This window comes from Rhodococcus sp. IEGM 1409, from assembly GCF_030056735.1.
Classification (GTDB): Bacteria; Actinomycetota; Actinomycetes; order Mycobacteriales; family Mycobacteriaceae; genus Rhodococcus_F.
Genome location: NZ_JASHKN010000006.1, coordinates 183,578 through 204,145, shown reverse-complemented (window position 1 = coordinate 204,145; position 20,568 = coordinate 183,578). Strand labels below are relative to the sequence as shown.

The window sequence follows — 20,568 nt, the reverse complement described above, 5'->3', positions numbered from 1 at the left end:
CTCTCGAGTGAAAGTCCGGAGAGAACTCGCTCAGAAGGTGATGATTCCGCGAAGATTGCGACCGGCATGCATGTCGGCGAAACCGTTGTTGATCTGGTCTAGGCTGTACCGGTTGGTGATCAGCCCGTCGAGTTCGAGTTTGCCGCTGGTGTAGAGATCGATCATCCAGGGAATGTCGGCGGTGGGATTGGACGCGCCGAACAGGGATCCTTGAATTCTCTTCTGGTACAGCGTGAGTTCCATCAGACTCACAGGAATTCCGACATCCGTCATCTTTCCGAGACCGGTGACGACGCACGTGCCGGCCTTACGGATCGACGAGAATGCCTGCGCGACATGTTCTCCGGTGGTGACGCCGACGGTGACGATGGCGGAATCGGCGCCCTGGCCGTTGGTGAACGAGCGCGCTATGCCGGTGGCTTCCTCCATGGTGGCCACGGCATGGGTGGCGCCCAACTTCAATGCACTGTCGCGCTTGAACGCGACCGGGTCCACCGCGATCACGTGGGCGGCGCCGGCGTGCGCGGCGCCCTGTACCGCGTTGATTCCGATTCCGCCGACGCCCATGACGATGACGGTCTGCCCGGGGTACACCTGAGCGGAGTTGACGGCGGCGCCCCAACCGGTTCCGACGCCGCAGCCGAGCAGGCACAGAGCGTCGAGTGGCAGATGCTTGTCGACCTTCACCGCGGAGAGAGTGCTGACCGTGGTGTATTCGCTGAAGGTGGACAGGCCGCAGGTTTGTGCGACGGGCTGACCGTCGAGGAACATTCTGTAGCTCGAGGTTTCGCCTGGCCTGCTGCCGGTCATGATGGCGGCGCCGTTGTCGCAGAGGTTCTGGATTCCGCTTGCACACCAACGACAACGGCCGCAGGCGGCGAGGAAAGAGAACACGACATGATCGCCCTCGGACCAGCCTTCGGTGTTCGGTCCGACCTCGACGACGATTCCGGCGCCTTCGTGCCCGCCGCAGATGGGGTAGCGGCCTACGCCGTGGTCGCCGCTGGCGATGTGGTCGTCCGAGTGGCACAAGCCGGAGGCGACCATCTTGACGGTGAGTTCGCCGCTGCGGGGTGAGTCGAGTTCGAGATCGACCACCTCGTATGTGCCTGGTGCTTGGCGAATGACGGCTCCACGAGTGCGCAAGGTATCTCCTGAGGTAAGAGTTGTTCGTCGGCTTCCTCAGTTGTCTACTCGAGAGTTCAAGACGGGCTCGAGATCCGTCTCACTGATCGGACGAATCGTATCTTTCAGACTCGTCCGGGGTGCGTCCCAAAATGGCAAGTTGCACTGTCGACGCTTGCGGGAGGGCTACAGAAAGGGCTGGACATTTGCTCCTCGGCCGGTGGGTCATTACGGGCTAACCCCGACAGGCGAAATGCAAAATAAGAAAATAGAGGACAAATTTATTCGTCAGGCATGGTGATGCCGAGTTCTTGCGCCTTTTCGGCGACTGCCTCGGGAAACACGTTCTTGAACAGATAAAGGTCTTGTCCGATCACCCAACCCGGTGCCAACGCCGTCGCATATCGCTCGAAGTATCCGAGTTGCTTTCCGAAAAGAACCAATTCCTCGGGACTCGCAACACCCCACTGTTTACCCAATTGAATCAGCGCCATGATCAGCTCGCTGAGCTTGAGTTCACCCAGATCACGGCCGAGGATCGGAGCTAGAGCAGTGGCGACCTGCATACCGAGTTGGGCGTCGTCGACTTCGTAGTCGGTTGCATAACCCAAGGATCGAATTCCCCGGGCAACGCGGGCGAAATCTCCGTCGATAAGCGTCGCGCGGAACATATCGGAGAGGATCGATCGCCACGTTTCCGGAAGAACACCGACAATGCCGAAGTCGAGCATTGCTATACGCCCGTCGTCGAGAACCCACAGATTCCCGGCGTGTACGTCTCCGTGGAAAGGACCGTGAACGATGACTGATTCGAGCCAGACCTTGACGCCGCGCCGGATCAACATGCGGGCTTCGTCGATTCCGTCCGGGCCGGCGACGAACCGATCGAGCGGAACGCCCCGCATGCGTTCCATACAGATGACTCGGGGACCGCAGTAATCCCAGTAGACCTCCGGCGTCGTGACTCCTTTGTTGTCGCCGAACGCACTGATGTTGTTCCGGAAAGTGGTTTGCCGGTCGGCCTCGACCGCGCTGTTCAATTCCGTCATCGTGGCATTGTGCAGATCGCGAATGATGGCGGTGGCATTGGCAATTCGAAGGAACTCGACAAACTTCTCGAGGATGTTCGCACCCCAATATGCCGCCCGCAGGTCGATCAGCATGCGCGCATAGATGTCCGGCCGCTGGATCTTGATGACTGCCTCTCGGCCGTCGTGCAGGACGCACGCGTGTACCTGCGCAACCGATGCGGCCGCGAGAGGCGCGTCGTCGAATTTCTCGAACAGTTCGTCCACGGAGTAACCGAGGTCCTCCTGTACGACTCTTCGGGCCTGCTCGGCAGGGAAGGACGGAACGTCGTCGAGGCAACGCAGGCATGCATTGGCGACCGGGGCCGGGAACAGGCCGGACGACGACGCGACCAGTTGGCCGAGCTTGACGAAGGTGGGACCCAGTGCGATGAAGCCGTCGACCATCCCGTCGGAGGCAGCGTCCGCCCAGGTGCGTGCACGCTTGCGGAAAGGCCACACGATCAGCGCCAACATGATGGACGTCGACAGCACGACGGCGATGATCGCGGAGCGCCACAACTGGGCGAGGCCGAAGCGTTCGAGGTCCGGCATGCGGACCTCGAGGGCAGCGGCGGGCACTCCTGACGAGTACGGCCCGACAGGTCGTCGCGTTGGATCCAGCACAGCTCTCCCTCGTTCAACGAGCGCATACAGCATTTTGCCGTGAGATCACTTGCGCGACCCCTTCCGTTAGTCAGTATGCCAAGTCACACATAACTGCCGGAACCGCCTATGCACTCAGCCTACGATCGGTGAATGCGTGAGCACTTGATCCCGATCGGCGAGGTTGCAAAATCGTTCGGAATCGCGGCGTCGACCTTGCGGTATTACGAGGACGAAGGCTTGCTGTCCGCGCGATCGCGAACTGGCGGCAAACGCTGGTACGGGCAGCGTGAACTGCGTCGGCTGGCATTGATCAGGATGTATACCGAGACTGGAATGTCCTTGGAACAGGTGCGCTCCTTCATCGAAACCGACACCACGTCCGAGCAGTTCTCCACGGTTCTCGCGAATCAAGTCTCGACACTCGAAGCACGGATCGCCGCCGCCACGCGAGCGAAACTGATTCTCGAGCATCACCTGACGTGTCGGCAAGAGCGTCCGATGCAGTGTCGGTGGTTGCTCGAGCAGCTCGACATTCGCGTCGATGCGGCGTTTGACTTCAAGTTGACTTGAACCTCCATAGTTAGGGCGCACTTACCGCCCTATTCGGAGGTTGACCATGTCGGCACGACGATGGCTGCCGCTCATTGCCGCATGCATCGGAACTTTCTTGTTACTCACGTACGCCACGATCACGACGATCGCGGTGCCGGCCATCGCAGACGGTTTGGACGGCAGTACGGGCGCGATGTCCTGGGTCGTCGACGCCTACACACTGGCTCTTGCTGCGCTTCTGGTGGGCATGGGCGCGCTCGGCGATGCTTGGGGACGCAAACGCCTCTACATCTGCGGCCTGGTCGTGTTCCTGGTTGCGACGGCTGTGTGCGCTGTTGCTCCGGACGTCACGGTTCTGGTCGCAGCTCGCGGCGCGCAAGGAATTGCCGGTGCAGCGATGTTCGCGACGCTCCTGCCTCTGCTCGGCGACGCGTATTCGGATCGTGATCGTCACGTCGCTTTTGCCGCGTGGGGCACCGTCGCCGGATTGGCGGCAGGAATCGGGAATGTTGCAGGAGGGCTGCTGACGCAGTTCTTCGACTGGCGTGCGGTCTTCTATTTCGGAATCCCAGTGGCCGTGGTGGCGCTCGCAATGGCTGTGTTCTGTTTCGCCGAAAGTGAGCGCGGCGACGACAATATCGACTGGGCAGGAATCGTTTTGTTCACTCTCGCTGCCGTCGCCGCGGTTCTCGGCGTGACGTGGGGCGGCGACGCCGGGTGGGCTTCGTCCTCGACCGCTCTCGCCTTCCTCATCGCAATCGTTGCGCTGACGGCATTTGTGTCCTGGCAGCATCGAAGCAGCAGTCCGATGCTCGATCCGGCCTTGTTCCGATCCCTGAAATTCGACGGAGTCCTCGTCGCGGCTTTCGGTTACTACCTCGCGGCTTACGGCCCGCTCGTAGTTCTTTCACTGTGGCTGCAGAACGGGCTGGAACTGTCGGCGTCGACGGCCGCACTTGTGCTCTCGATTCAACCGTTCGCTTTTATCCTCGTATCGGCACTGTGTGGATCACGGCTTCAGCGAGTCGATCTTCGATTTTCGCTCGGATTCGGGACGATCCTCTGCGGAATCGGTTGCGTAGCCATGTTGTACGTTCTCGTCGCGCCGATCTGGCCGGCGCTGATCGTCGGGCTGATTCTGACCGGTGTCGGTTCGGCCATGGTGTCGCCAGTGCTGCCGGGCGCCGCGATGTCGGATGCCCCGGCAGAGCGTGCCGGGACGGCCTCGGCAACAGCCAACTCGTCGCGCCAATTCGGGCTTGCTGTCGGAATTGCTCTGTGCGGCTCGCTCTTCGCCGGTTCGGACGAGTTCGCCTTGATGTGGCCGTTGATCTTCTGTGCCGGCGTCGGAATGCTCACGGGTTTTGCATCGATCCTTCTCTTTTTTCGTTCCTCAACTCCTGCAACAGTTCAACCAATCGCCGAAAGGGCACACACATGACCACGCTGCTCACTCCACGACCGCACAGGCGCCTCGAGATGGACTGGAATCGCCGCAGGCTCCTTGGCGCCGCAGCAGGATTGGCTGCTGCGCTGGCAGCGGCCGGTTGCTCGCGTTTCGACGCAGATGCCGGCGGTACACGCGATGCCGGCTGGTCCTTCACCGACGATCGAGGAACCCTGATCGAATTGGATTCACCGCCAAGGACATTTGTCACCTACACCGGAGTCGCGGGTGCTCTGTGGGATTACGGACTGGTGCCTGTCGGTATTTTCGGGGCACTGACACGATCGCCGGGATCGACGGACACCAGCATCTCCGGCAACTTGGATTTCTCGAAGACCGACATGGTCGGGCAGCTCTGGGGACAGGTGGAACTCGAAAAGATCGCTGCCCTCGAGCCGGACGTCGTCATAGTCCCTCAGTTGCGCGGTTCGGCTCTACTCGACGAGGCGAACTTGGATGCGGTGAAAGGCCTGTCGACAGTACTGTTCGTGGAGACGGCAGCGGGAACCATCGACCAAAGCGTGCGGGACATCGTGGAACTGGCCGTGGAACTCGGAGCGGAACCGGATATGGACGCGCAGCGAAAAGACTACGACGCTGCGCGTGAGCAAATCTCCGAAGTCGCTTCTTCGCTGAAGAATTCACCCATCCTGTTCGCGTCCGCAGATCCGGACACGATTCGTGCCAGTCGTTCCGGATTCCCGATCCTCGCAGACCTGGCGGGTTTGGGACTTACCGTCGTCGATCCGGCAGAGGGATCGTCGGTCTACGTCGAGAAGCTGGCATGGGAGATGGCGGACCACTATCCGGCCGACATGATCTTCCTCGACGATCGTCCGTCCAGTTTGCAACTGGATGCCCTCGGCACCAATCCTGCGTGGTCCAACTTGCCCGCGGTGAAGGCGGGGAAGATCGGCACCTGGAATCCGGAACCCGTACTGAGTTATGCCGGGATCGCCCGTACGTACAACGCTCTGGCTGACCAACTGCTGGCATTCTCACATTCCTGACCGTCGCGTCGTCTACGACGTATGGACCTTTTCACTGATCTGTCTGCTCGAGTTGATTCCCTCGATTGGCCTGTGCTGATCGAGGGAATCAACTCCAGTGGGTGTGCTCAGACGACGCCGCTACTCGACGAATCGGAGTGTCGCGAAATCGCTTCCTGGTACGCGGACGTCGACCGATTTCGAAGCACGATCGACATGGCTCGGTACCGCTTCGGCCGAGGGGAGTACCGGTACTTCGGTGATCCGGTACCGCAGCCGGTCACGGCTATGCGAGCCGCCTTCTACCGACACCTGCTACCCGTAGCGCGGGAGTGGGCCTTCAAGCTGGGGAACAGCGGACCGTGGCCGGACACTTTCGAAGAATGGATCGATCAATGCCACAACGCCGGCCAGACGCGGCCTACCCCGATTCTTCTGTCCTACGGCCCTGGTGACTGGAACGCACTGCATCGGGACCTGTACGGAGAGTTGGTGTTTCCCTTACAGGTGGTGATCGGGCTCGACAGACCTCGCATCGATCACGCCGGGGGAGAGTTCTTGCTCGTCGAACAGCGGCCGCGCGCTCAGTCGAAAGGGACGGTCACGGTACTCGAACAAGGTCACGCATTGATATTCACCACACGGGATCGGCCGGTCGAGAGTTCGCGTGGGTGGTCCAGAGCCCCTGTGCGACATGGTGTCAGCGTGGTGCGCTCAGGCACGCGTCGAACATTGGGATTGGTGCTTCATGATGCCGAATAGGACGTACATTCTCCGCGACGCCCACAACAAACCATACGAGAGTTCGAGGCCCGGTGCGCTTGGCGGGCACCGGAAAACGAAGATCTACGGCCGGCTCGACTGTCGAGGGGCGGCGCAGGCAATCGCGCGTGGTGGATACGTTGCCAGTCGGGTGTTCTTCGCGGACGAGCCGACCGCGACTGCGGCCGGCTATCGCCCCTGCGCTGTCTGCATGCCCGAAGGCTACGCAGCGTGGAAGGCGGCTTCTACGCGCCGAAGCGGTCGCGGTGCTCCTTCGGAATGAGCGGCTTCTCGCCGCGAACCTTCAGCTGCTGGACAGCCCAGGTATTGCCGTCGGGGTCCGAGAACCCAAAGAAAGTGCCGCCGTCGCGCTCGTCGAAGACGGTGACTTTGCTGGCATCGACGCCGCGGTCGATGAGCTCCTGCCGAGCCGCTGCAGCGTCGGCAACCACCAGCTGCAAGCCTTTCAACGAACCAGGGGCCATCTCGGTTTGCGACGGCAGGTTGCCGATGACGATGGAGCAGCCCGAACCTCGCGGCGTGAGCTGGGCAACCGTCATATGTTCGTTCACGGTGTGGTGGTCGAGATCGAAACCGACCTTGTCACGGTAGAACTCGATGGAACGGTCGAGATCGCTGACCGGAACGATGACTACTTCGAGGGTCCAGTCCATGAAACTGCCTTTCACTGCGGAGGTTCGGGCAAACAGGCGGTCAGAGTTGCGCGACGATCTTGTCCAGGCGTTCGTAACCTTCGGTGACGCCGAGCTCCATGTTGCTCTCGATCATTCCATCCCGCGCTTCGAGGCTCGGATATACGGAATGGCCGGAGAGTCGGGTGCGTCCGTTGCCCAGGTCCTCGAACGTGATCGATTCGATGCTGACGACGTCGGGAAACCCCTCGTATTCGAAGGTCTGGACGGCAAAGTCGTTCTCGCGAACAACGTGAAACACGCCGTTGAACCGGAACTCTTCGCCCTCGGGGTTGCGATGGACGTACTTGTACCGGCCGCCGCTGGCGAACTCGTATTCGTCGATCTCCATCTTGTATCCGTTGGGGCCGAGCCACTGCTTGACCAGTTCGGGATTCGAATGAGCTGCGAACACGGCACTGACGGGTGCGTCGAATTCGCGGATGATGTCGATGAACGGCACGCCCTCAGGAGCCGTGATGGTGACGGGATTGGTGGTAGCCATGGCTAAATCTCCTTCTGTGTGGTGCTGAGTAGGTGATCGAGCTTGCGGAACTGTTGTTCGTGGATCAGTCGATAGCGGTCGATCCAGGCCGTCAAAGCCTCGAGAGTTGCGGCGTTGAGATGTACCGGCCGCCTCTGGGCGTCGCGGCTGCGAGTGACCAAACCCGCGGCTTCGAGTACCTGAATATGTTTGGAGACGGCCTGTTTGGTGATCTCGAATGGCTCGGCCAACTCGTTGACCGTTTGGGGGCCGCTGCTCAGGCGGGCGATGATCCGCCGTCGTACCGGGTCGGCGAGCGCCATGAACGCTTTGTCGAGACGCTCGTCTGCCCCTGGATCCACGATCACTTGTCAACCATCTCCTTTATCAATCGATCTGTTGATTACGGTACGAGCCCAGGCGGAGGGTGTCAATGCCTCGGGACCGATTAGCGTGGAAACTATGAACGCTCTGATTCCTCGGCCACGATTGGAAGTGGCGCCGGGGGCGATCCTCGTTCCGGATTGGCTCAGCGTCGAACAGCAACGCACCTTGGTGGCCGAGTGTCGACGGTGGGCGACCGCACCCGTGCCGATGCGCTCGGCTGTTGTCCCTGGTGGGCACAAGATGTCGGTGCAGACAGTCTGCCTTGGTTGGCACTGGCAGCCGTACAAGTACACCCGCACCGCCGACGACGTGAACGGTGTGCCTGTCGCAGCGGTGCCCGACTGGCTCGTCGACCTCGGCCGCACCGCAGTTGCCGCTGCCTACGGTGGCCCGAGTGCGGGGGAGAGGTTCGCGCCGGATACTGCCCTGATTAACTTCTACGACGAGGGCGCCCGCATGGGCATGCACCAAGACAAGGACGAGCGCTGCGACGCTCCCGTCGTCTCACTGAGCGTCGGGCAGAGTTGTGTCTTTCGGTTCGGGAATTCCGAGAACCGGAACAAGCCGTACACCGACGTCGAATTGCACTCGGGTGATCTCTTCGTGTTCGGTGGAGAGTCGCGGTTCGCGTATCACGGTGTGCCGAAAGTGATTGCGGGAAGTGCAAGTCCCGACGTCGGTCTGCCGTCCGGGCGGCTGAACATCACCCTGCGGAATACCGGAATGTCGTGACTGATCAGGCTGGTTCCTGTCGTGAAAGGCGAGGTATCGAACGACTGCAACCAGGACGATCCGATTACAGCCTCGTTGTGCCATCGCTGGAAATGTGGAACTCGTCGCCCGGTACCGGCTCGGAGGATTCTTGTGTGCGACGCGACGGGAAGCCCGCTGACCTGCGCAAGGCGCTCATACCGGCTTGGCTGACAGGGACTACCCGTAAAGAGCGCTGGTGCAAGTCGTTTCGTTATTGTTGCAACGGATGATTAAAGAAGCATCGACTGGGGAAGCCGACCTGAATGGCTACTTACAGAGTGATCAATCCTGAAGGCGAAGTCACCGCGACGCGCGACATAGAGAGCGCTGGCGATGCACATGCTTGGTTCGTGGACGCCCGTGCCGACAATTCAGAACTGGGATGGCGCATCGAGGTTCGCCATGACGGCGAATGGTCGTTCTTCGACGACACCGAGGGTGCATCCAGCTGAGTAGACGCTCAGTGGGCGTGACGAAGACGAGGAAGGATATTCAGGTATGAGCCAGTTACTCGAAGGAAAGAAAGTGGCATTCCTCGTGGCGAAGGAGGGAGTCGAACAGGTCGAGTTGACGGATCCGTGGGATGCGTTGGTTTCGGAAAACGCTCAGCCATCGATTGTTTCGACAGAATCCGGAACCGTGCAGGCATTCAATCATCTTGACAAGGCTGATGTCTTCGACGTGGATGCGGTGGTCGAAGTGGCGGCGTCGTCAGAATACGACGCGCTAGTACTTCCCGGTGGTGTAGCCAACCCCGATTTCCTCCGCATGAATCCCGGGGCGGTGGCATTCGCCCGGAGTTTCTTCGACGCCGGGAAGCCTGTCGCAGTGATCTGCCACGGACCCTGGACACTGGTCGAAGCAGGAGTGGTCGCCGGTCGCACACTGACGTCGTGGCCTAGTTTGCGCACCGATATCACGAACGCGGGCGGCACGTGGGTGGACGAAGAAGTGGTTCTTTGTACTTCAGGACCGAATACCTTGATATCGAGCCGCAACCCCGATGATTTACCAGCGTTCTGCGCGAAGCTGATCGACACAGTCGCGACTACCTGACTCATCGACGGGACTCATTGGCGAGACGCCCGTGACGGAAGGGAGCACTCCTATCCCTTCCGCAACGGATGATTCAGGCGTGGTGTCTCGAGGGGGTTGTTGTCGGTCGTACCGCGGCTTTCGGGCCGGGTCAGCGCGGATAACCTCTGGCTACGGTGCGTGCAAGGATACCGAGCGTGGCTTTGAGGGATCCTTCGGCGATGACGGGAAAGATTCCTGCTTGCCGCCAGGTGGGATCGATATCAGACCAGTCGTAGTACGAGGTCACGAGGGAACTGCGGCCGTCGTCGGCCGGCTCGATCCGATATCCGTAGACGTGCCCGATCGGAGGCCGGACAGTTCCGAGGATGGTCCATGCTATTTCGCGTTGGGGGACAAAAGTTTTGATCGTCACTGTAACGTCGTACTGTCCCATGGGCAGGTCACCCAGAGCTTCGCGATCCATGTGGACGACGAATTCGTCGCCGGCCGCGGTCACGAGTTCGCCATCTGCGCCCATCAACATTCCGGATCCGTCGATGGCGACGTGCCCCTGAGGGTCGCAGAGGACCGTGAAGATCGATGCGGGGTCGGCACGGATGATGCGCTGTACTTCGATCCGTTCGCTAGTCATGCGGCGAATGCTGCCATACCGCCGATCGGTCGGCGATGTTTCTCTCGTTCGGTGGGCGCATTCATCGGCTTCGGTCGGTGAGGCGGGGCGGTGCGCGGACAGGTCGGTCTAGTCCAGGTCACTGAATGCATGCGTCATGGCGTCAAGGTCTTTTCGCAATGCGTTTTGTCGTTGGGTGCTCAATCTGCCCAGCATAACGCCGAGGGTTTTTCACGTCCGACTTGCGGCCGATGGCGTCACCATCCTGACCGAACCCCTCGACAGTCCGTTCGGGAAGACATTCGTTTTCCGTGATCCCGATGGTTATGCCGTCACGATCCACAACTGCTGATGACGTTCACGCCCGGGCGTCGTTAACCTGCCGGTGGCGGCCTGGCCACCAGGTTAGAGACCTAAATTGGCGTTGCCGAAAGGCAATGACGAGAAACCATCATCCGTCATGCTGAAACATCTTCTGTCATAACCGTTCCCAACGCTCGTCGGCTCGACGCCACAGCACTGGTTCATCGTCGATGGCTAAAGCATCGGCGTTCAGCCAGAACGTGGCATCCGGATCCCAACCACCCAGAAGCGTCGCACGTTCGTTGCCGGACAACGGGATTGCGATACCCGGCGTCGTCAAATATCCATGGAGGCTCAGGTGTGCCGCGTCGTAGTCCTCGGCGACCGCGGCCCAATCGGGGATCAACCAGTTGCAATACTCTCCGGTGGTGTCGAACCAGACGGAACGCCTCGACTCCGTCACTGCCAGTGGGTACTTCTCGACCAGGCGGGTCCAGTCAGCCGGCGCCGAAATCTCGTACACCCGGGGCGAGTTCCGGACACGCACGGGCCAGACCCGCGCCTCGCCTCCACCGGACGAATCCTCTTCCATCAACAGTTCCAGTGCTTCGACCTCGACGTCGGTTTTCGACTGATCGGCGTCGCTCTTGAGGAACACCTCGCCGACGCGCACAGTCGCACACTCGTTGTGGGCGACGACGACCTCGACTTCCGTCACGTGGTCATTATGGCTTGGATGAACTGCACGTTTCGAATACCAGCACATCCGGCGGTCGAGGTGCATCATTCGACGTAAATGCAACACAGCGCTTAACCTGCGGCTGCAATTCCAGCAAACTGCCTTTTTCTACGCCCTAGCTTGTTCCGTGACAGCATCAAGTTGCGCTAAGTCAGTCTCGCTGAGCTCGATTCGAGAAGCAGCGATGTTGGCGTGCAGATGAGTGATGCTCGTGGTTCCGGGCAGGGGAATGACCGTCCCCGCTGCCCCGCGGCCGCGCTGATGGACCCACGCAAGAGCGACCTGGCCCGCTGTTGCTCCGACACGAGAAGCGATCCTGGCGAGGGGTCGAGCGACAAGATTGCCGGTGGAGTGGTTGAGGCTGCCGTGCCCCATCGGCGAATGCGCGACCAATGCGATCCCGAGTTCGGCAAGCGTTGGGAGGAACAATTCAACGTCTCGCTGCGTCAAGGACCATTGCTCCTGCACGGCGGTGATGGGATGCACGGCATGTGCTCGTCGGATGTCGTCGAGGGTGACGTTGGACAGTCCCAGAGCTCGGATCTTCCCAGCTTCGCGCAGTTCAGCCATCGCCTTGACGGTCTCTTCGATCGGTGTGTCCTCGCTGCGGTGATGCAGATAGTAAAGATCGAGATGGTCGACGTTGAGGCGCCTTAACGAGCCGTCGATGGCTGCGCGCACCGTTGCAGGGTCCGCCCGAACACCCCAGTCATCAGGACGACCTGACGACCCCCGATAGACCCCGAACTTGCTGCACAACGTGATGTGGTCACGGTTGGTGCCAACCGCTCGGCCGACCAACCCTTCGTTTCCATACATTTCAGCGGTGTCCAGCATGGTCACCCCGACGTCGATAGCGGCCTGCACCAGTCCGGCGGGGTCGCGGTCAGCATCACCCCACCCGTTGTCAGTCAATCGCATCAGGCCCAGGCCCTGGATTGGCGCATCGTCTAGTGTTTTCGGCGCGATAGTCATGAATGATCACACTATCGGGGTCGCTGATTCGGACCAGGTCGCCGTGTATGCCGATTCCGGCGACTTCGACATTTCGTCGCATCGTCTGTTATTGCGTTCGACGCAGCTGGAGTTCGGAGAGAGAAACTGTAGTTCCTGATCATTCCCTCTCGAATTCCGCTAGGGCGCAAAATATTTGGAAGATCAGTATCCTGCGAGGAATCGGGGTGTCGATCGTTTTCGTTCATGATTTGAACGACGTGCTCACAAATGGAGACCTTCGGCCGTTACGATCGAGCCGCCACGCGGCCGGTGTGTCGACAGCCTGGAGGTGATCCAGCAGGTCGTGTAGTTCGGGGCGGTCGTTCTTCCCGCCGCCCGAAACGCCTCGCGCCAAGTCGACTAGAGATATTGACTGTTACTGTAAGTCGCACATACTCTGGTTGCTGGCGCTGACCGTAGGGAACCCGGCCTGAATCGGCCGATCGTTCTCGGCCACCGCCGACGTCAGATGTAGCTTCGCGACGACCTACGAAACGAGTTTCCTCCATGCCACAGCATGTCGACGTACTGATCATCGGCGCTGGCTTGTCCGGAATCGGCGCGGCTTGTCACCTCATTCGAGAGCAGACCGGAAGCACCTACGCGATCCTCGAGCGCCGCGAAAACATCGGTGGCACCTGGGACCTGTTCAAGTACCCAGGCATCCGTTCGGACTCCGACATGCTCACCTTCGGATTCGGTTTCCGTCCGTGGATCGGCACCAAAGTGCTCGCTGACGGCTCCAGCATCCGTGACTACGTCGAGGAAACCGCCAAGGAATACGGCGTCATCGACCACATCAACTTCGGCCGCAAGGTCGTGGCAATGGACTTCGTTCGCGCCACTGCTCAGTGGACCGTGACCGTCCTGGTCGAGGCGACGGGGGAGACCGAGACGTGGACCGCGAATGTCCTTGTCGGCGCCTGCGGTTACTACAACTACGACAAGGGCTACCGCCCCGCCTTCCCCGGTGAGGACGACTTCCGTGGTCAGATCGTGCACCCGCAGCACTGGCCCGAGGATCTCGATTACACCGGAAAGAAGGTGGTGGTCATCGGATCCGGTGCCACCGCGATCACGCTGATCCCGTCGATGGCCCCCACTGCCGCTCACGTCACGATGCTGCAGCGCTCGCCCACGTGGATCCAGGCGCTACCGTCCGAGGACCCAGTTGCCAAAGGTCTCAAGCTCGCGCGCGTTCCCGACCAGATCGCTTACAAGATCGGTCGAGCCCGCAATATCGCGTTGCAACGCGCCAGCTTTCAGCTCTCACGTACCAATCCGAAGTTGGCGAAGAAGCTGTTCCTCGCCCAGATCCGCTTGCAGCTCGGCAAGAACGTGGACCTGCGTCATTTCACCCCCAGCTACAACCCGTGGGATCAGCGCTTGTGCGTGGTGCCCAACGGGGACCTGTTCAAGGTGCTCAAGGGCGGCAAGGCCGACATTGTCACGGACCGTATCGCCAAGTTCACCGAGAAGGGCATCTTGACCGAATCGGGTCGCGAACTCGAGGCCGACATCATCGTCACGGCGACCGGCTTGAATGTGCAGATCCTGGGCGGGGCGGCCATGAGCATTGACGGCGAGCCGGTCAAACTCAACAAGACAGTGGCCTACAAGAGCGTTCTCTACTCCGACATCCCGAACTTCCTGATGATCCTTGGCTATACCAACGCATCTTGGACGCTCAAGGCCGACCTGGCCGCGTCCTACCTGTGCCGCGTGCTCAAGATCATGCGCAAGCGCAGCTACACGACTTTCGAGGTTCATGCCGAACCCGAGGACTTCGCCGAAGAATCTCTCATGGGCGGAGCCCTGACCTCGGGCTACATCCAGCGCGGCGACGGAGAAATGCCGCGCCAGGGTGCCCGCGGCGCGTGGAAAGTGGTCAACAATTACTACCGCGACCGCAAGCTGATGCACGACGCCGAGATCGAAGATGGTGTGCTGCAGTTCAGCAAGGTCGACATTCCTGTCGAACCTGGTAGCAAGGTCGCCAGCGCCTAGCCAACTCCACCCGAGGCGAACCGGTCGCACCACTCGGACGTCGGCGAATGGGCTGGCAATGTTGCGTCGACCTACCCGATCGTGTCACGAGCTTGGTGATCGGTGAGTTCACTTCCGCAATCGTCGGTTGTGCACCACGACGGGAAGAACATAGGCAGCGAACATGATCACGGCCAGCAGTCCGAGGTAGAGGTAGGGCCAGGTCCATCCCGCTGCTCGTATGGCCAGCAATGATCCGGCCATGATCAAGGGCATCCCGGCCCCGGCGAGCAGGTCGACGTCGCGGGGTGACACGGGTGGGGTTCCGAGCAGGGGTACGCGGCTGTCCGAGTTTTCTCTGATCGTGCGCATTACTGAAGTTAAGTAGAGGGCGGTGCCGGCGATCGCGATCACCGCGCCAAGTGCAACTTCGGCGACGCCGGTTCTCCTGGACATCAATGCGTAGGCAAATACGCCCACCGTCCCTAAAGTGATCGGCGCCGACTTCCAGATCGGCGTCGAGTTACGAGTATCCTCGGCGACGCTCACTGGGCGCATCGGTTCGAGGGGCTCCATCAGCCCAGCGTGCCACATGCCGCTCGCAAAACAAACTGTCTGCGCCGTTTTATGGAGGCTGCAGATCTGGGCAGTACTCCGGCTGCCTGGCCTGGATGTCGGGACCTCTCACTACGATTCTCGTCGTGACCGATAATGACGATCTCGATATGTTCGGTGGCCTCGACGCCTCCTCCCTGCCGCTCCGCCAGCAGCAGATCCTGATGACCATCCGGGATCTCGTGGCTGCCAACGGGTGCACGCCGAGCACACGGCAGATCGGAGACGCGGTTGGTCTGCGCTCGACGTCGACGGTGTCCAAGCACCTCAAGAGCCTCGAGGAGAAAGGTTTCCTCCGCCGGGGAGCGGCCATGGCTCGGCAGTTGGACGTGCGGCCATTCCTCGTGGGCGCGAAGGAACAGTCGTCGTCGAACACCGTGACGGTTCCGGTGGTCGGCGACATCGCCGCCGGCGCGCCGATCCTCGCGGAAGAGCACACCGACGAAGTGCTGGCGCTTCCTCGCGAGCTCGTCGGCTCCGGCACGGTGTTCGGACTTCGGGTGCGTGGTGAGTCGATGGTCGACGCAGCAATCTGCGACGGCGACGTCGTCGTGGTGCGCCGCCAGGACGAGGCACATTCCGGTGAGATCGTCGCCGCGATGATCGACGGGGAGGCCACCGTGAAGGTGCTCCGGCGCCGCGACGGTCACGTGTACCTCGAGCCTCGCAATCCCGCGTACAGCGTCATCGACGGCGATCGCGCCGCCATCTTGGGCAAGGTTGTTTCCGTGATGCGACGTATCTGAGGGGGCGTCTCAGCGACGGTTGGCGCGCGGACTGTCGTATTCCTCGTCGGTGACTTTGTCACCCAAATGGTGACGTACGGGCTCGCGGTGCCGTCGCGGCGGAACGAGGAGATCGGCAATTCCTCGGCACTACCGATCTTGGTCAGTGCAGCCTCGGTCCACGAGTGCGACTTCTCGGGTTCCATTCTCTTGTTCGAATTTCTCTGTGGTACTTCGCGTTCTCGAAGCCGGGACGATCAGTGTGAGAACTATGATGAGACAAGCGGCTGCCCATTTGTCCGACCTCGCGAAGGCCGCCAGTGCAGGCGCACTGAGTAGAAAGCGGCCGGCGCCCAAGGGCGTGAGCCCGGCGATTCAGCAGATACTCGACGCCATCACCGACGCCCCGGCGTGGGTACGTAATGCCAGGCACGACATGCTGGCGGCCAATCGCATGGCGCGCGCGTTGTATTCGCCGGTCTTGGCTGATCTGCGTAGGCCGGCGAACAACGCCCGCTTCGTGTACCTGGACCCGGCGTCGCAGGACTTCTCCACTCAGAAGCGGGGCGCAATTCCCAGGACAAGGCGCTGACCGAGCTCATCGGTGAACTGGCCACCCGCAGTGAGGTATTCCGCACCCGGTGGGAAAAACAATGTGCGCTTTCATCGGACGGGTTTCAAGAAGGTCCGCCACCCCGTCGTCGGCGACCTGGAACTGAACTTCGAAGCGATGGAACTGCCGTCCAATCCCGGGCTGACACTGCTGGTCTACACCGCGGCGCCTGGGACGCCGACGGCCGATGCACTCAAACTCTTGGCGAGTTGGGCGGCAACCCAGCATTAGTTGGATCCGGCGACGGGCAGCGAAGCCTCGCTCTAGAAGTTGGGCAGGTCGACGTCTTGATTCAGCTCAGATGCGTTACCGCCCAGGCTACCTGGTCTCCACCTCGTCGCTTCGCCCGATACATCGCGTTGTCGGCATCGGCAAGAATCCGATCGATGGTTCCCGAAGCGTCCGGGATTGTCGAAGCCAGCCACGCGCTGGCTCCGACGCTCACGGAAATCGACTGTCGGCCGGCGGGCCGCGATATCGAGTGGTGGATGTTCACCACGGTTTGTTCGATGCGACGTGGCTCGACCGGCATGAGAATCACGAACTCGTCGCCGCCCGTCCGCGCAACCAGTCCGACCTCTCCGACGGCCGAATGATTTTCTCCCTTACTTGGATAAGTCATGTCCAAATATACTTGGACATGACTTATCCAAGTCAAGGTTGTCCGGTCAGCCGAAGAGTTCGGCGGCCAGTGCTTCGTAGGTCGCGAGTGGATCACCTTCGGCAGGAAGTGCTTGGATCGCAACGTGATCGGCGCCTGCTGCGACATGCTCGCGAAGTCGATCCGCGATGGACTTCGCGGTACCGCGCGCAACCAGGGCGTCGATGACGCGATCGTTTCCCTCGTTCGCCAACTCTTCGGGCGCAAAACCGAGGCGCTCGAGATTGCTCGTATAGTTGCGCAGATACAGATACGGGTTGGCGACGGCGGGGCGACCGATTGCTCTGGCCTTCTCCGGATCGGTTTCCAGAACAACCTTGTGCTCGGGGGCAAGAATCTTCGAAGGACCGAGGATTTCACGAGCTTCGGTGGTGTGTTCGGGGATAGTCAGGTACGGATGCGCGCCGGCAGCGCGATCTGCGGACAGTTTCAACACCTTCGGTCCCAGTGCGGCGAGGACGCGCCGCGATTCCGGGACCTGTGCCGCGTCGAGTTCGTCGAGGTACGACACGAGCGAGGCGTACGGCTTGGTGTAGTCGCCGGTCGCCTCCGGATGTCCGACGCCTACGCCGAGGAGGAATCGCCCCGGATGTGCGGCTTCGAGTCGGTGATAGGACTCCGCCACCTCCGCTGCAGGTGAGGACCAGATGTTGACGATTCCGGTTGCCACGGTGATGTGCTCGGTCGCGTCGAGGAGTTTCTCGGCGATCCGTAGATCGGCCCGCGGTGAGCCGCCGATCCAGATGGTGCCGAAACCGAGTTTCTCGATCGCTGTTCCCAACTCGGGTGGTAAACCAGCCGCTCCTCTCCAGATTCCGTAGGTGCCAAGGTCGGGTGTTTGCGTAGTCTCCGTCACAGCGGGTGCAACTCGGGCGCTGCCGGGATCTATTCCTTCTGCCGTCATTTGCCCGGCGCACGGTAGTCGGTCGGTCGCTTGACTGCCTCGTCGATCTGCTCCGGCGTGAGCAGTGTGATCGACTCCGAGCGGGCTGCACCTGCGGCGGCCGTGCGAATACTCAGCGCTGCGGCCGCGACGTCGTCCGGCAGGTTGCCGATGACGAACATGTCGTGACCACCCAGTGCGAAGTGGCAGGATTCGACTGTGCCGCCGATGCTTTCGACCATTCGGGTTATCGCGTCGCGTCGCGCAGTGCCTCCCTCCTGTTGTAGGCCGGCGGCGCCGGAGGGCGAGTAGGTCACTTGCCAGAGGTATTTCGGCATTTCCACTCCTTGCTCGGGATGGGTACTTCGATCGTGTACCCGTAGGGCGCTCGGTGGCAATGGGTAGGGGACAATCACGGCATGGTTGGAACTCCGGTGATCGTGACTATCGTGTCCGTGTGTGTAGGTTTCGTGATTTTCATGCTGGCTGCCAGTGGTGCGCGCGGAAAATGGGATCGTCGCCTCGTGATCGCATTGTTCGTAGCCGCGGTGGTGTGCCTGACCGTCGTACCGGTCTCCGTCGCGCTCAGTGCCGGAGTTTGAAAACACGGAGTGTAAAAACACTCGACCGCCGCTTAGTCTGAAGCGATGGCAGATATTCGGGTAGGTATCTCCGGGTGGACGTATCCCGCGTGGCGCGGAGATTTTTATCCGAAAGGCCTCGCTCACCGCAAAGAATTGTCTTATGCCGCAGAGAGATTGACATCGATCGAGATCAATGGCTCGTTCTATGCGCTACAGAAGCCGGAAAGCTACATCAAATGGCGTAGCGAGACGCCCGAAGATTTTGTGTTCGCGATCAAGGGTGGCCGGTACATCACGCACATGAAACGACTGCTCGACGCCCGCGACGGGCTCGCGAACTTCTTCGCCGCCGGGACGCTCGCTCTCGGTCCCAAGCTCGGGCCGATTCTGTGGCAACTACCTCCGACGCTGAAGTTCGAACCGCAACGGTTGGCGGACTTCTTCGACGGTCTTCCCCGCACCACGAAGGCTGCAGCTGATCTGGCAGCTCAGCACGACGACAAGCTGACCGACGATCGAGTGTTCGCCCAGACCGAGCAGGACGTGCCGATCCGTTACGCGGTGGAGGCGCGGCATGCCAGCTTCGAGACCGACGAAGCCGTGGATCTGATGCGCGAGCACTCCATCGGTTTCGTCGTTGCAGACACCGCCGGCAGGTACCCCCGCATCACCACTCCGACGACCGATTTTGTCTATGTGCGGATGCACGGGGACAAGGAGCTGTATGCGAGTGGGTACACCGACGAAGCTCTGGACAAGTGGTCCAAGCGATTTCAGGCCTGGACGGGCGAGGGCCTCGACGTGTACGTCTACTTCGACAACGACATGAAAGGCTTTGCGCCGCATAACGCAATGTCCTTGTTGGAGCGGCTGCGCTGACGGAACGCCCGGCCTGTCGGTGGGCTGTGGCAGGCTTCCGCGTGAACGCGAAGACCGAGGAGACACGACGATGATGCCCGAACAGCGGACGCCCGAAGAGAGCTGGCCGACGGCTTGGCCGAATGTTGCCCGCGACATCGCCGAAGCCACGGCCGACGCACTCGCCGCGGTGCGGGCGGCAAATCGTGACGGATTGCTCGCCGCCGTCGAAGAACTACGCGGGCTCTCCTTCGAGCAGGTCAGCTCCGTTCACGCGGCGATCGTGCGCGAATTGCTCGAGGATACGCATCCGGACGGCTTGTCCAGCGAGGACGTGCAGGATGCGCTGACTGCCTGCGCCAAGTCCACGATCGTGTGGCTGCCGGATCTGGACGTGCAGGCGCTTGCTGCGGTCTACACCGGGGCGCTCGGGATCTCGGATCTGGAAGACGATTCGTTCCGCATCGGGCACGGCGCCTACCTACGTTCGGCGGTCCTGGTCATCGGGAGCTTGTCCACCGGAGTGAAGAAAGCTCAGAGCGCGTACATCATTCGCGCAATCGGCGAAATCGCACGTGCTCAGACCATCGAGATGCCCTGAGCGTTCGCTCGTAAATCGAATTAGGCTGAGGTCATGTCCAAGATCGCCAGCGCAGATCGTGTGTCGTTTGCCGAACTCCTCGAATTCATCAGGCCGCGCCATCGGGCCACGTTCGTCACGGTCAAGAAATCGGGCGAGCTGCAGATCTCTCCGGTGACGTGTGGAGTTGACGACGAGGGGCGGATCGTCATCTCCACGTACCCGGAACGGGCCAAGGCGGCGAATGTTCGACGGACACCGGCGGTGTCTCTGTGTATCCACTCTGACGAGTGGAACGGTCCGTACGTCCAGGTCAATGGAACCGCGGAGTTGATCGATCTCCCGGACTCGGTGGAACCGTTGGTCGACTACTACCGATCCATCGCCGGTGATCATCCCGACTGGGACGAGTACCGCGAAGCCATGCGCAAGCAGGGCAAGAGCCTGATCCGTGTCACCGTCGATTCGTGGGGTCCGATCGCAACCGGCGGGTTTCCACCCGGACGTTGA

27 protein-coding genes and 1 pseudogene are annotated in these 20,568 nt (G+C 61.0%); 16 read left to right on the top strand and 12 right to left on the bottom strand.

What is annotated here, in order from left to right:
- Positions 1-30 precede the first annotated feature (30 nt).
- Together QM716_RS17890 and QM716_RS17885 are read right to left on the bottom strand one after the other, a co-directional pair.
- A complete protein-coding gene (locus tag QM716_RS17890; RefSeq protein ID WP_283305351.1) occupies positions 31-1,146 on the bottom strand; it encodes an NDMA-dependent alcohol dehydrogenase in 1,116 nt (371 codons plus the stop codon).
- A gap of 260 nt (positions 1,147-1,406) precedes the next feature.
- Entirely contained in the window at positions 1,407-2,819 is a 1,413-nt protein-coding gene (locus tag QM716_RS17885) for an ABC1 kinase family protein (protein WP_283305350.1), read from the bottom strand.
- A 132-nt stretch (positions 2,820-2,951) separates the two neighbouring features.
- Here QM716_RS17885 and QM716_RS17880 point away from each other — a divergent pair, with 132 nt between their 5' ends.
- From QM716_RS17880 to QM716_RS17860, 5 genes are read left to right on the top strand one after another with little or no spacing between them, the layout of a single operon-like run.
- The gene (locus QM716_RS17880; RefSeq protein ID WP_283305349.1) at positions 2,952-3,371 is read left to right on the top strand and encodes a MerR family transcriptional regulator; all 420 of its coding nucleotides are present in this window, start codon (positions 2,952-2,954) and stop codon (positions 3,369-3,371) included.
- A 46-nt stretch (positions 3,372-3,417) separates the two neighbouring features.
- Positions 3,418-4,794, top strand: a complete 1,377-nt coding sequence (locus QM716_RS17875) for an MFS transporter (RefSeq protein ID WP_283305348.1) — start codon at positions 3,418-3,420, stop codon at positions 4,792-4,794.
- Entirely contained in the window at positions 4,791-5,810 is a 1,020-nt protein-coding gene (locus tag QM716_RS17870) for an ABC transporter substrate-binding protein (protein WP_283305347.1), read from the top strand. Before QM716_RS17875 ends, QM716_RS17870 begins: the two co-directional genes overlap by 4 nt.
- 21 nt (positions 5,811-5,831) lie before the next feature.
- The gene (locus tag QM716_RS17865; protein WP_283305346.1) at positions 5,832-6,551 is read left to right on the top strand and encodes a 2OG-Fe(II) oxygenase; all 720 of its coding nucleotides are present in this window, start codon (positions 5,832-5,834) and stop codon (positions 6,549-6,551) included.
- Positions 6,541-6,834, top strand: a complete 294-nt coding sequence (locus tag QM716_RS17860; RefSeq protein ID WP_283305488.1) for an Ada metal-binding domain-containing protein — start codon at positions 6,541-6,543, stop codon at positions 6,832-6,834. Before QM716_RS17865 ends, QM716_RS17860 begins: the two co-directional genes overlap by 11 nt.
- On the opposite strand, the gene QM716_RS17855 is transcribed toward QM716_RS17860, so the two are convergent.
- The 3 genes from QM716_RS17855 to QM716_RS17845 are packed head-to-tail and all read right to left on the bottom strand — an operon-like array spanning position 6,797 to position 8,095.
- The gene (locus tag QM716_RS17855; RefSeq protein ID WP_283305345.1) at positions 6,797-7,225 is read right to left on the bottom strand and encodes a VOC family protein; all 429 of its coding nucleotides are present in this window, start codon (positions 7,223-7,225) and stop codon (positions 6,797-6,799) included. The two genes, QM716_RS17860 and QM716_RS17855, sit on opposite strands and share 38 nt — an antisense overlap.
- Before the next feature lie 40 nt (positions 7,226-7,265).
- On the bottom strand, positions 7,266-7,748 hold the full coding sequence (locus tag QM716_RS17850) for an SRPBCC family protein (protein WP_283305344.1): 483 nt from the start codon (positions 7,746-7,748) through the stop codon (positions 7,266-7,268).
- A 2-nt stretch (positions 7,749-7,750) separates the two neighbouring features.
- Positions 7,751-8,095: an ArsR/SmtB family transcription factor gene (locus QM716_RS17845; RefSeq protein WP_283305343.1), complete on the bottom strand. Its 345-nt coding sequence runs from the start codon at positions 8,093-8,095 to the stop codon at positions 7,751-7,753.
- A gap of 94 nt (positions 8,096-8,189) precedes the next feature.
- Between QM716_RS17845 and QM716_RS17840 the strand changes: the two genes are divergently transcribed.
- From QM716_RS17840 to QM716_RS17830, 3 genes are all read left to right on the top strand, one after another.
- Entirely contained in the window at positions 8,190-8,846 is a 657-nt protein-coding gene (locus QM716_RS17840; RefSeq protein ID WP_283305342.1) for an alpha-ketoglutarate-dependent dioxygenase AlkB family protein, read from the top strand.
- 284 nt (positions 8,847-9,130) lie between these two features.
- Positions 9,131-9,319, top strand: a complete 189-nt coding sequence (locus QM716_RS17835; protein WP_283305341.1) for a hypothetical protein — start codon at positions 9,131-9,133, stop codon at positions 9,317-9,319.
- A gap of 46 nt (positions 9,320-9,365) precedes the next feature.
- Positions 9,366-9,923, top strand: a complete 558-nt coding sequence (locus QM716_RS17830; protein ID WP_283305340.1) for a type 1 glutamine amidotransferase domain-containing protein — start codon at positions 9,366-9,368, stop codon at positions 9,921-9,923.
- Between the two features lie 130 nt (positions 9,924-10,053).
- On the opposite strand, the gene QM716_RS17825 is transcribed toward QM716_RS17830, so the two are convergent.
- Positions 10,054-10,536, bottom strand: a complete 483-nt coding sequence (locus tag QM716_RS17825) for an SRPBCC family protein (protein WP_283305339.1) — start codon at positions 10,534-10,536, stop codon at positions 10,054-10,056.
- Positions 10,537-10,672: 136 nt separating this feature from the next.
- Here QM716_RS17825 and QM716_RS29390 point away from each other — a divergent pair, with 136 nt between their 5' ends.
- Positions 10,673-10,867 (top strand): VOC family protein, encoded by a 195-nt coding sequence (locus QM716_RS29390; protein WP_502942073.1) that lies wholly within the window; start codon positions 10,673-10,675, stop codon positions 10,865-10,867.
- A 126-nt stretch (positions 10,868-10,993) separates the two neighbouring features.
- On the opposite strand, the gene QM716_RS17815 is transcribed toward QM716_RS29390, so the two are convergent.
- Both QM716_RS17815 and QM716_RS17810 read right to left on the bottom strand, forming a co-directional pair.
- Positions 10,994-11,536, bottom strand: a complete 543-nt coding sequence (locus QM716_RS17815) for a hypothetical protein (RefSeq protein ID WP_283305338.1) — start codon at positions 11,534-11,536, stop codon at positions 10,994-10,996.
- A gap of 129 nt (positions 11,537-11,665) precedes the next feature.
- Positions 11,666-12,532 carry an aldo/keto reductase gene (locus tag QM716_RS17810; protein ID WP_283305337.1) on the bottom strand — a complete coding sequence of 289 codons (867 nt, stop codon included), beginning with the start codon at positions 12,530-12,532 and terminating at the stop codon, positions 11,666-11,668.
- 528 nt (positions 12,533-13,060) lie between these two features.
- Between QM716_RS17810 and QM716_RS17805 the strand changes: the two genes are divergently transcribed.
- Positions 13,061-14,560 carry a flavin-containing monooxygenase gene (locus QM716_RS17805; RefSeq protein ID WP_283305336.1) on the top strand — a complete coding sequence of 500 codons (1,500 nt, stop codon included), beginning with the start codon at positions 13,061-13,063 and terminating at the stop codon, positions 14,558-14,560.
- Positions 14,561-14,668: 108 nt separating this feature from the next.
- Here QM716_RS17805 and QM716_RS17800 read toward each other — a convergent pair whose 3' ends face one another.
- Complete coding sequence (locus QM716_RS17800) at positions 14,669-15,115, bottom strand: hypothetical protein (RefSeq protein WP_283305335.1); 447 nt, start codon at positions 15,113-15,115, stop codon at positions 14,669-14,671.
- Between the two features lie 95 nt (positions 15,116-15,210).
- On the opposite strand from QM716_RS17800, the gene lexA reads away from it, so the two are divergent.
- The gene (lexA, locus tag QM716_RS17795; RefSeq protein WP_283305334.1) at positions 15,211-15,900 is read left to right on the top strand and encodes a transcriptional repressor LexA; all 690 of its coding nucleotides are present in this window, start codon (positions 15,211-15,213) and stop codon (positions 15,898-15,900) included.
- Between the two features lie 271 nt (positions 15,901-16,171).
- A pseudogene (locus QM716_RS17790) lies at positions 16,172-16,723 on the top strand (MmyB family transcriptional regulator); the annotation flags it as partial.
- A 61-nt stretch (positions 16,724-16,784) separates the two neighbouring features.
- Here the strand turns inward: QM716_RS17790 and QM716_RS17785 are convergent.
- The 3 genes from QM716_RS17785 to QM716_RS17775 are packed head-to-tail and all read right to left on the bottom strand — an operon-like array spanning position 16,785 to position 18,374.
- A complete protein-coding gene (locus tag QM716_RS17785; protein WP_283305333.1) occupies positions 16,785-17,114 on the bottom strand; it encodes a diguanylate cyclase domain-containing protein in 330 nt (109 codons plus the stop codon).
- Positions 17,115-17,160: 46 nt separating this feature from the next.
- On the bottom strand, positions 17,161-18,009 hold the full coding sequence (locus QM716_RS17780; RefSeq protein WP_283305332.1) for an LLM class F420-dependent oxidoreductase: 849 nt from the start codon (positions 18,007-18,009) through the stop codon (positions 17,161-17,163).
- 44 nt (positions 18,010-18,053) lie between these two features.
- Positions 18,054-18,374 (bottom strand): GYD domain-containing protein, encoded by a 321-nt coding sequence (locus tag QM716_RS17775; protein ID WP_007729728.1) that lies wholly within the window; start codon positions 18,372-18,374, stop codon positions 18,054-18,056.
- A gap of 81 nt (positions 18,375-18,455) precedes the next feature.
- Between QM716_RS17775 and QM716_RS17770 the strand changes: the two genes are divergently transcribed.
- The 4 genes from QM716_RS17770 (at position 18,456) to QM716_RS17755 (ending at position 20,568) form a co-directional block, all read left to right on the top strand.
- On the top strand, positions 18,456-18,638 hold the full coding sequence (locus QM716_RS17770) for a hypothetical protein (protein WP_095972013.1): 183 nt from the start codon (positions 18,456-18,458) through the stop codon (positions 18,636-18,638).
- 45 nt (positions 18,639-18,683) lie between these two features.
- Positions 18,684-19,499, top strand: coding sequence for a DUF72 domain-containing protein (locus QM716_RS17765; protein ID WP_283305331.1), 816 nt, complete (start codon positions 18,684-18,686; stop codon positions 19,497-19,499).
- Positions 19,500-19,569: 70 nt separating this feature from the next.
- Positions 19,570-20,079, top strand: coding sequence for a hypothetical protein (locus QM716_RS17760; RefSeq protein ID WP_283305330.1), 510 nt, complete (start codon positions 19,570-19,572; stop codon positions 20,077-20,079).
- 33 nt (positions 20,080-20,112) lie between these two features.
- Positions 20,113-20,568, top strand: coding sequence for a PPOX class F420-dependent oxidoreductase (locus tag QM716_RS17755; protein ID WP_007729721.1), 456 nt, complete (start codon positions 20,113-20,115; stop codon positions 20,566-20,568).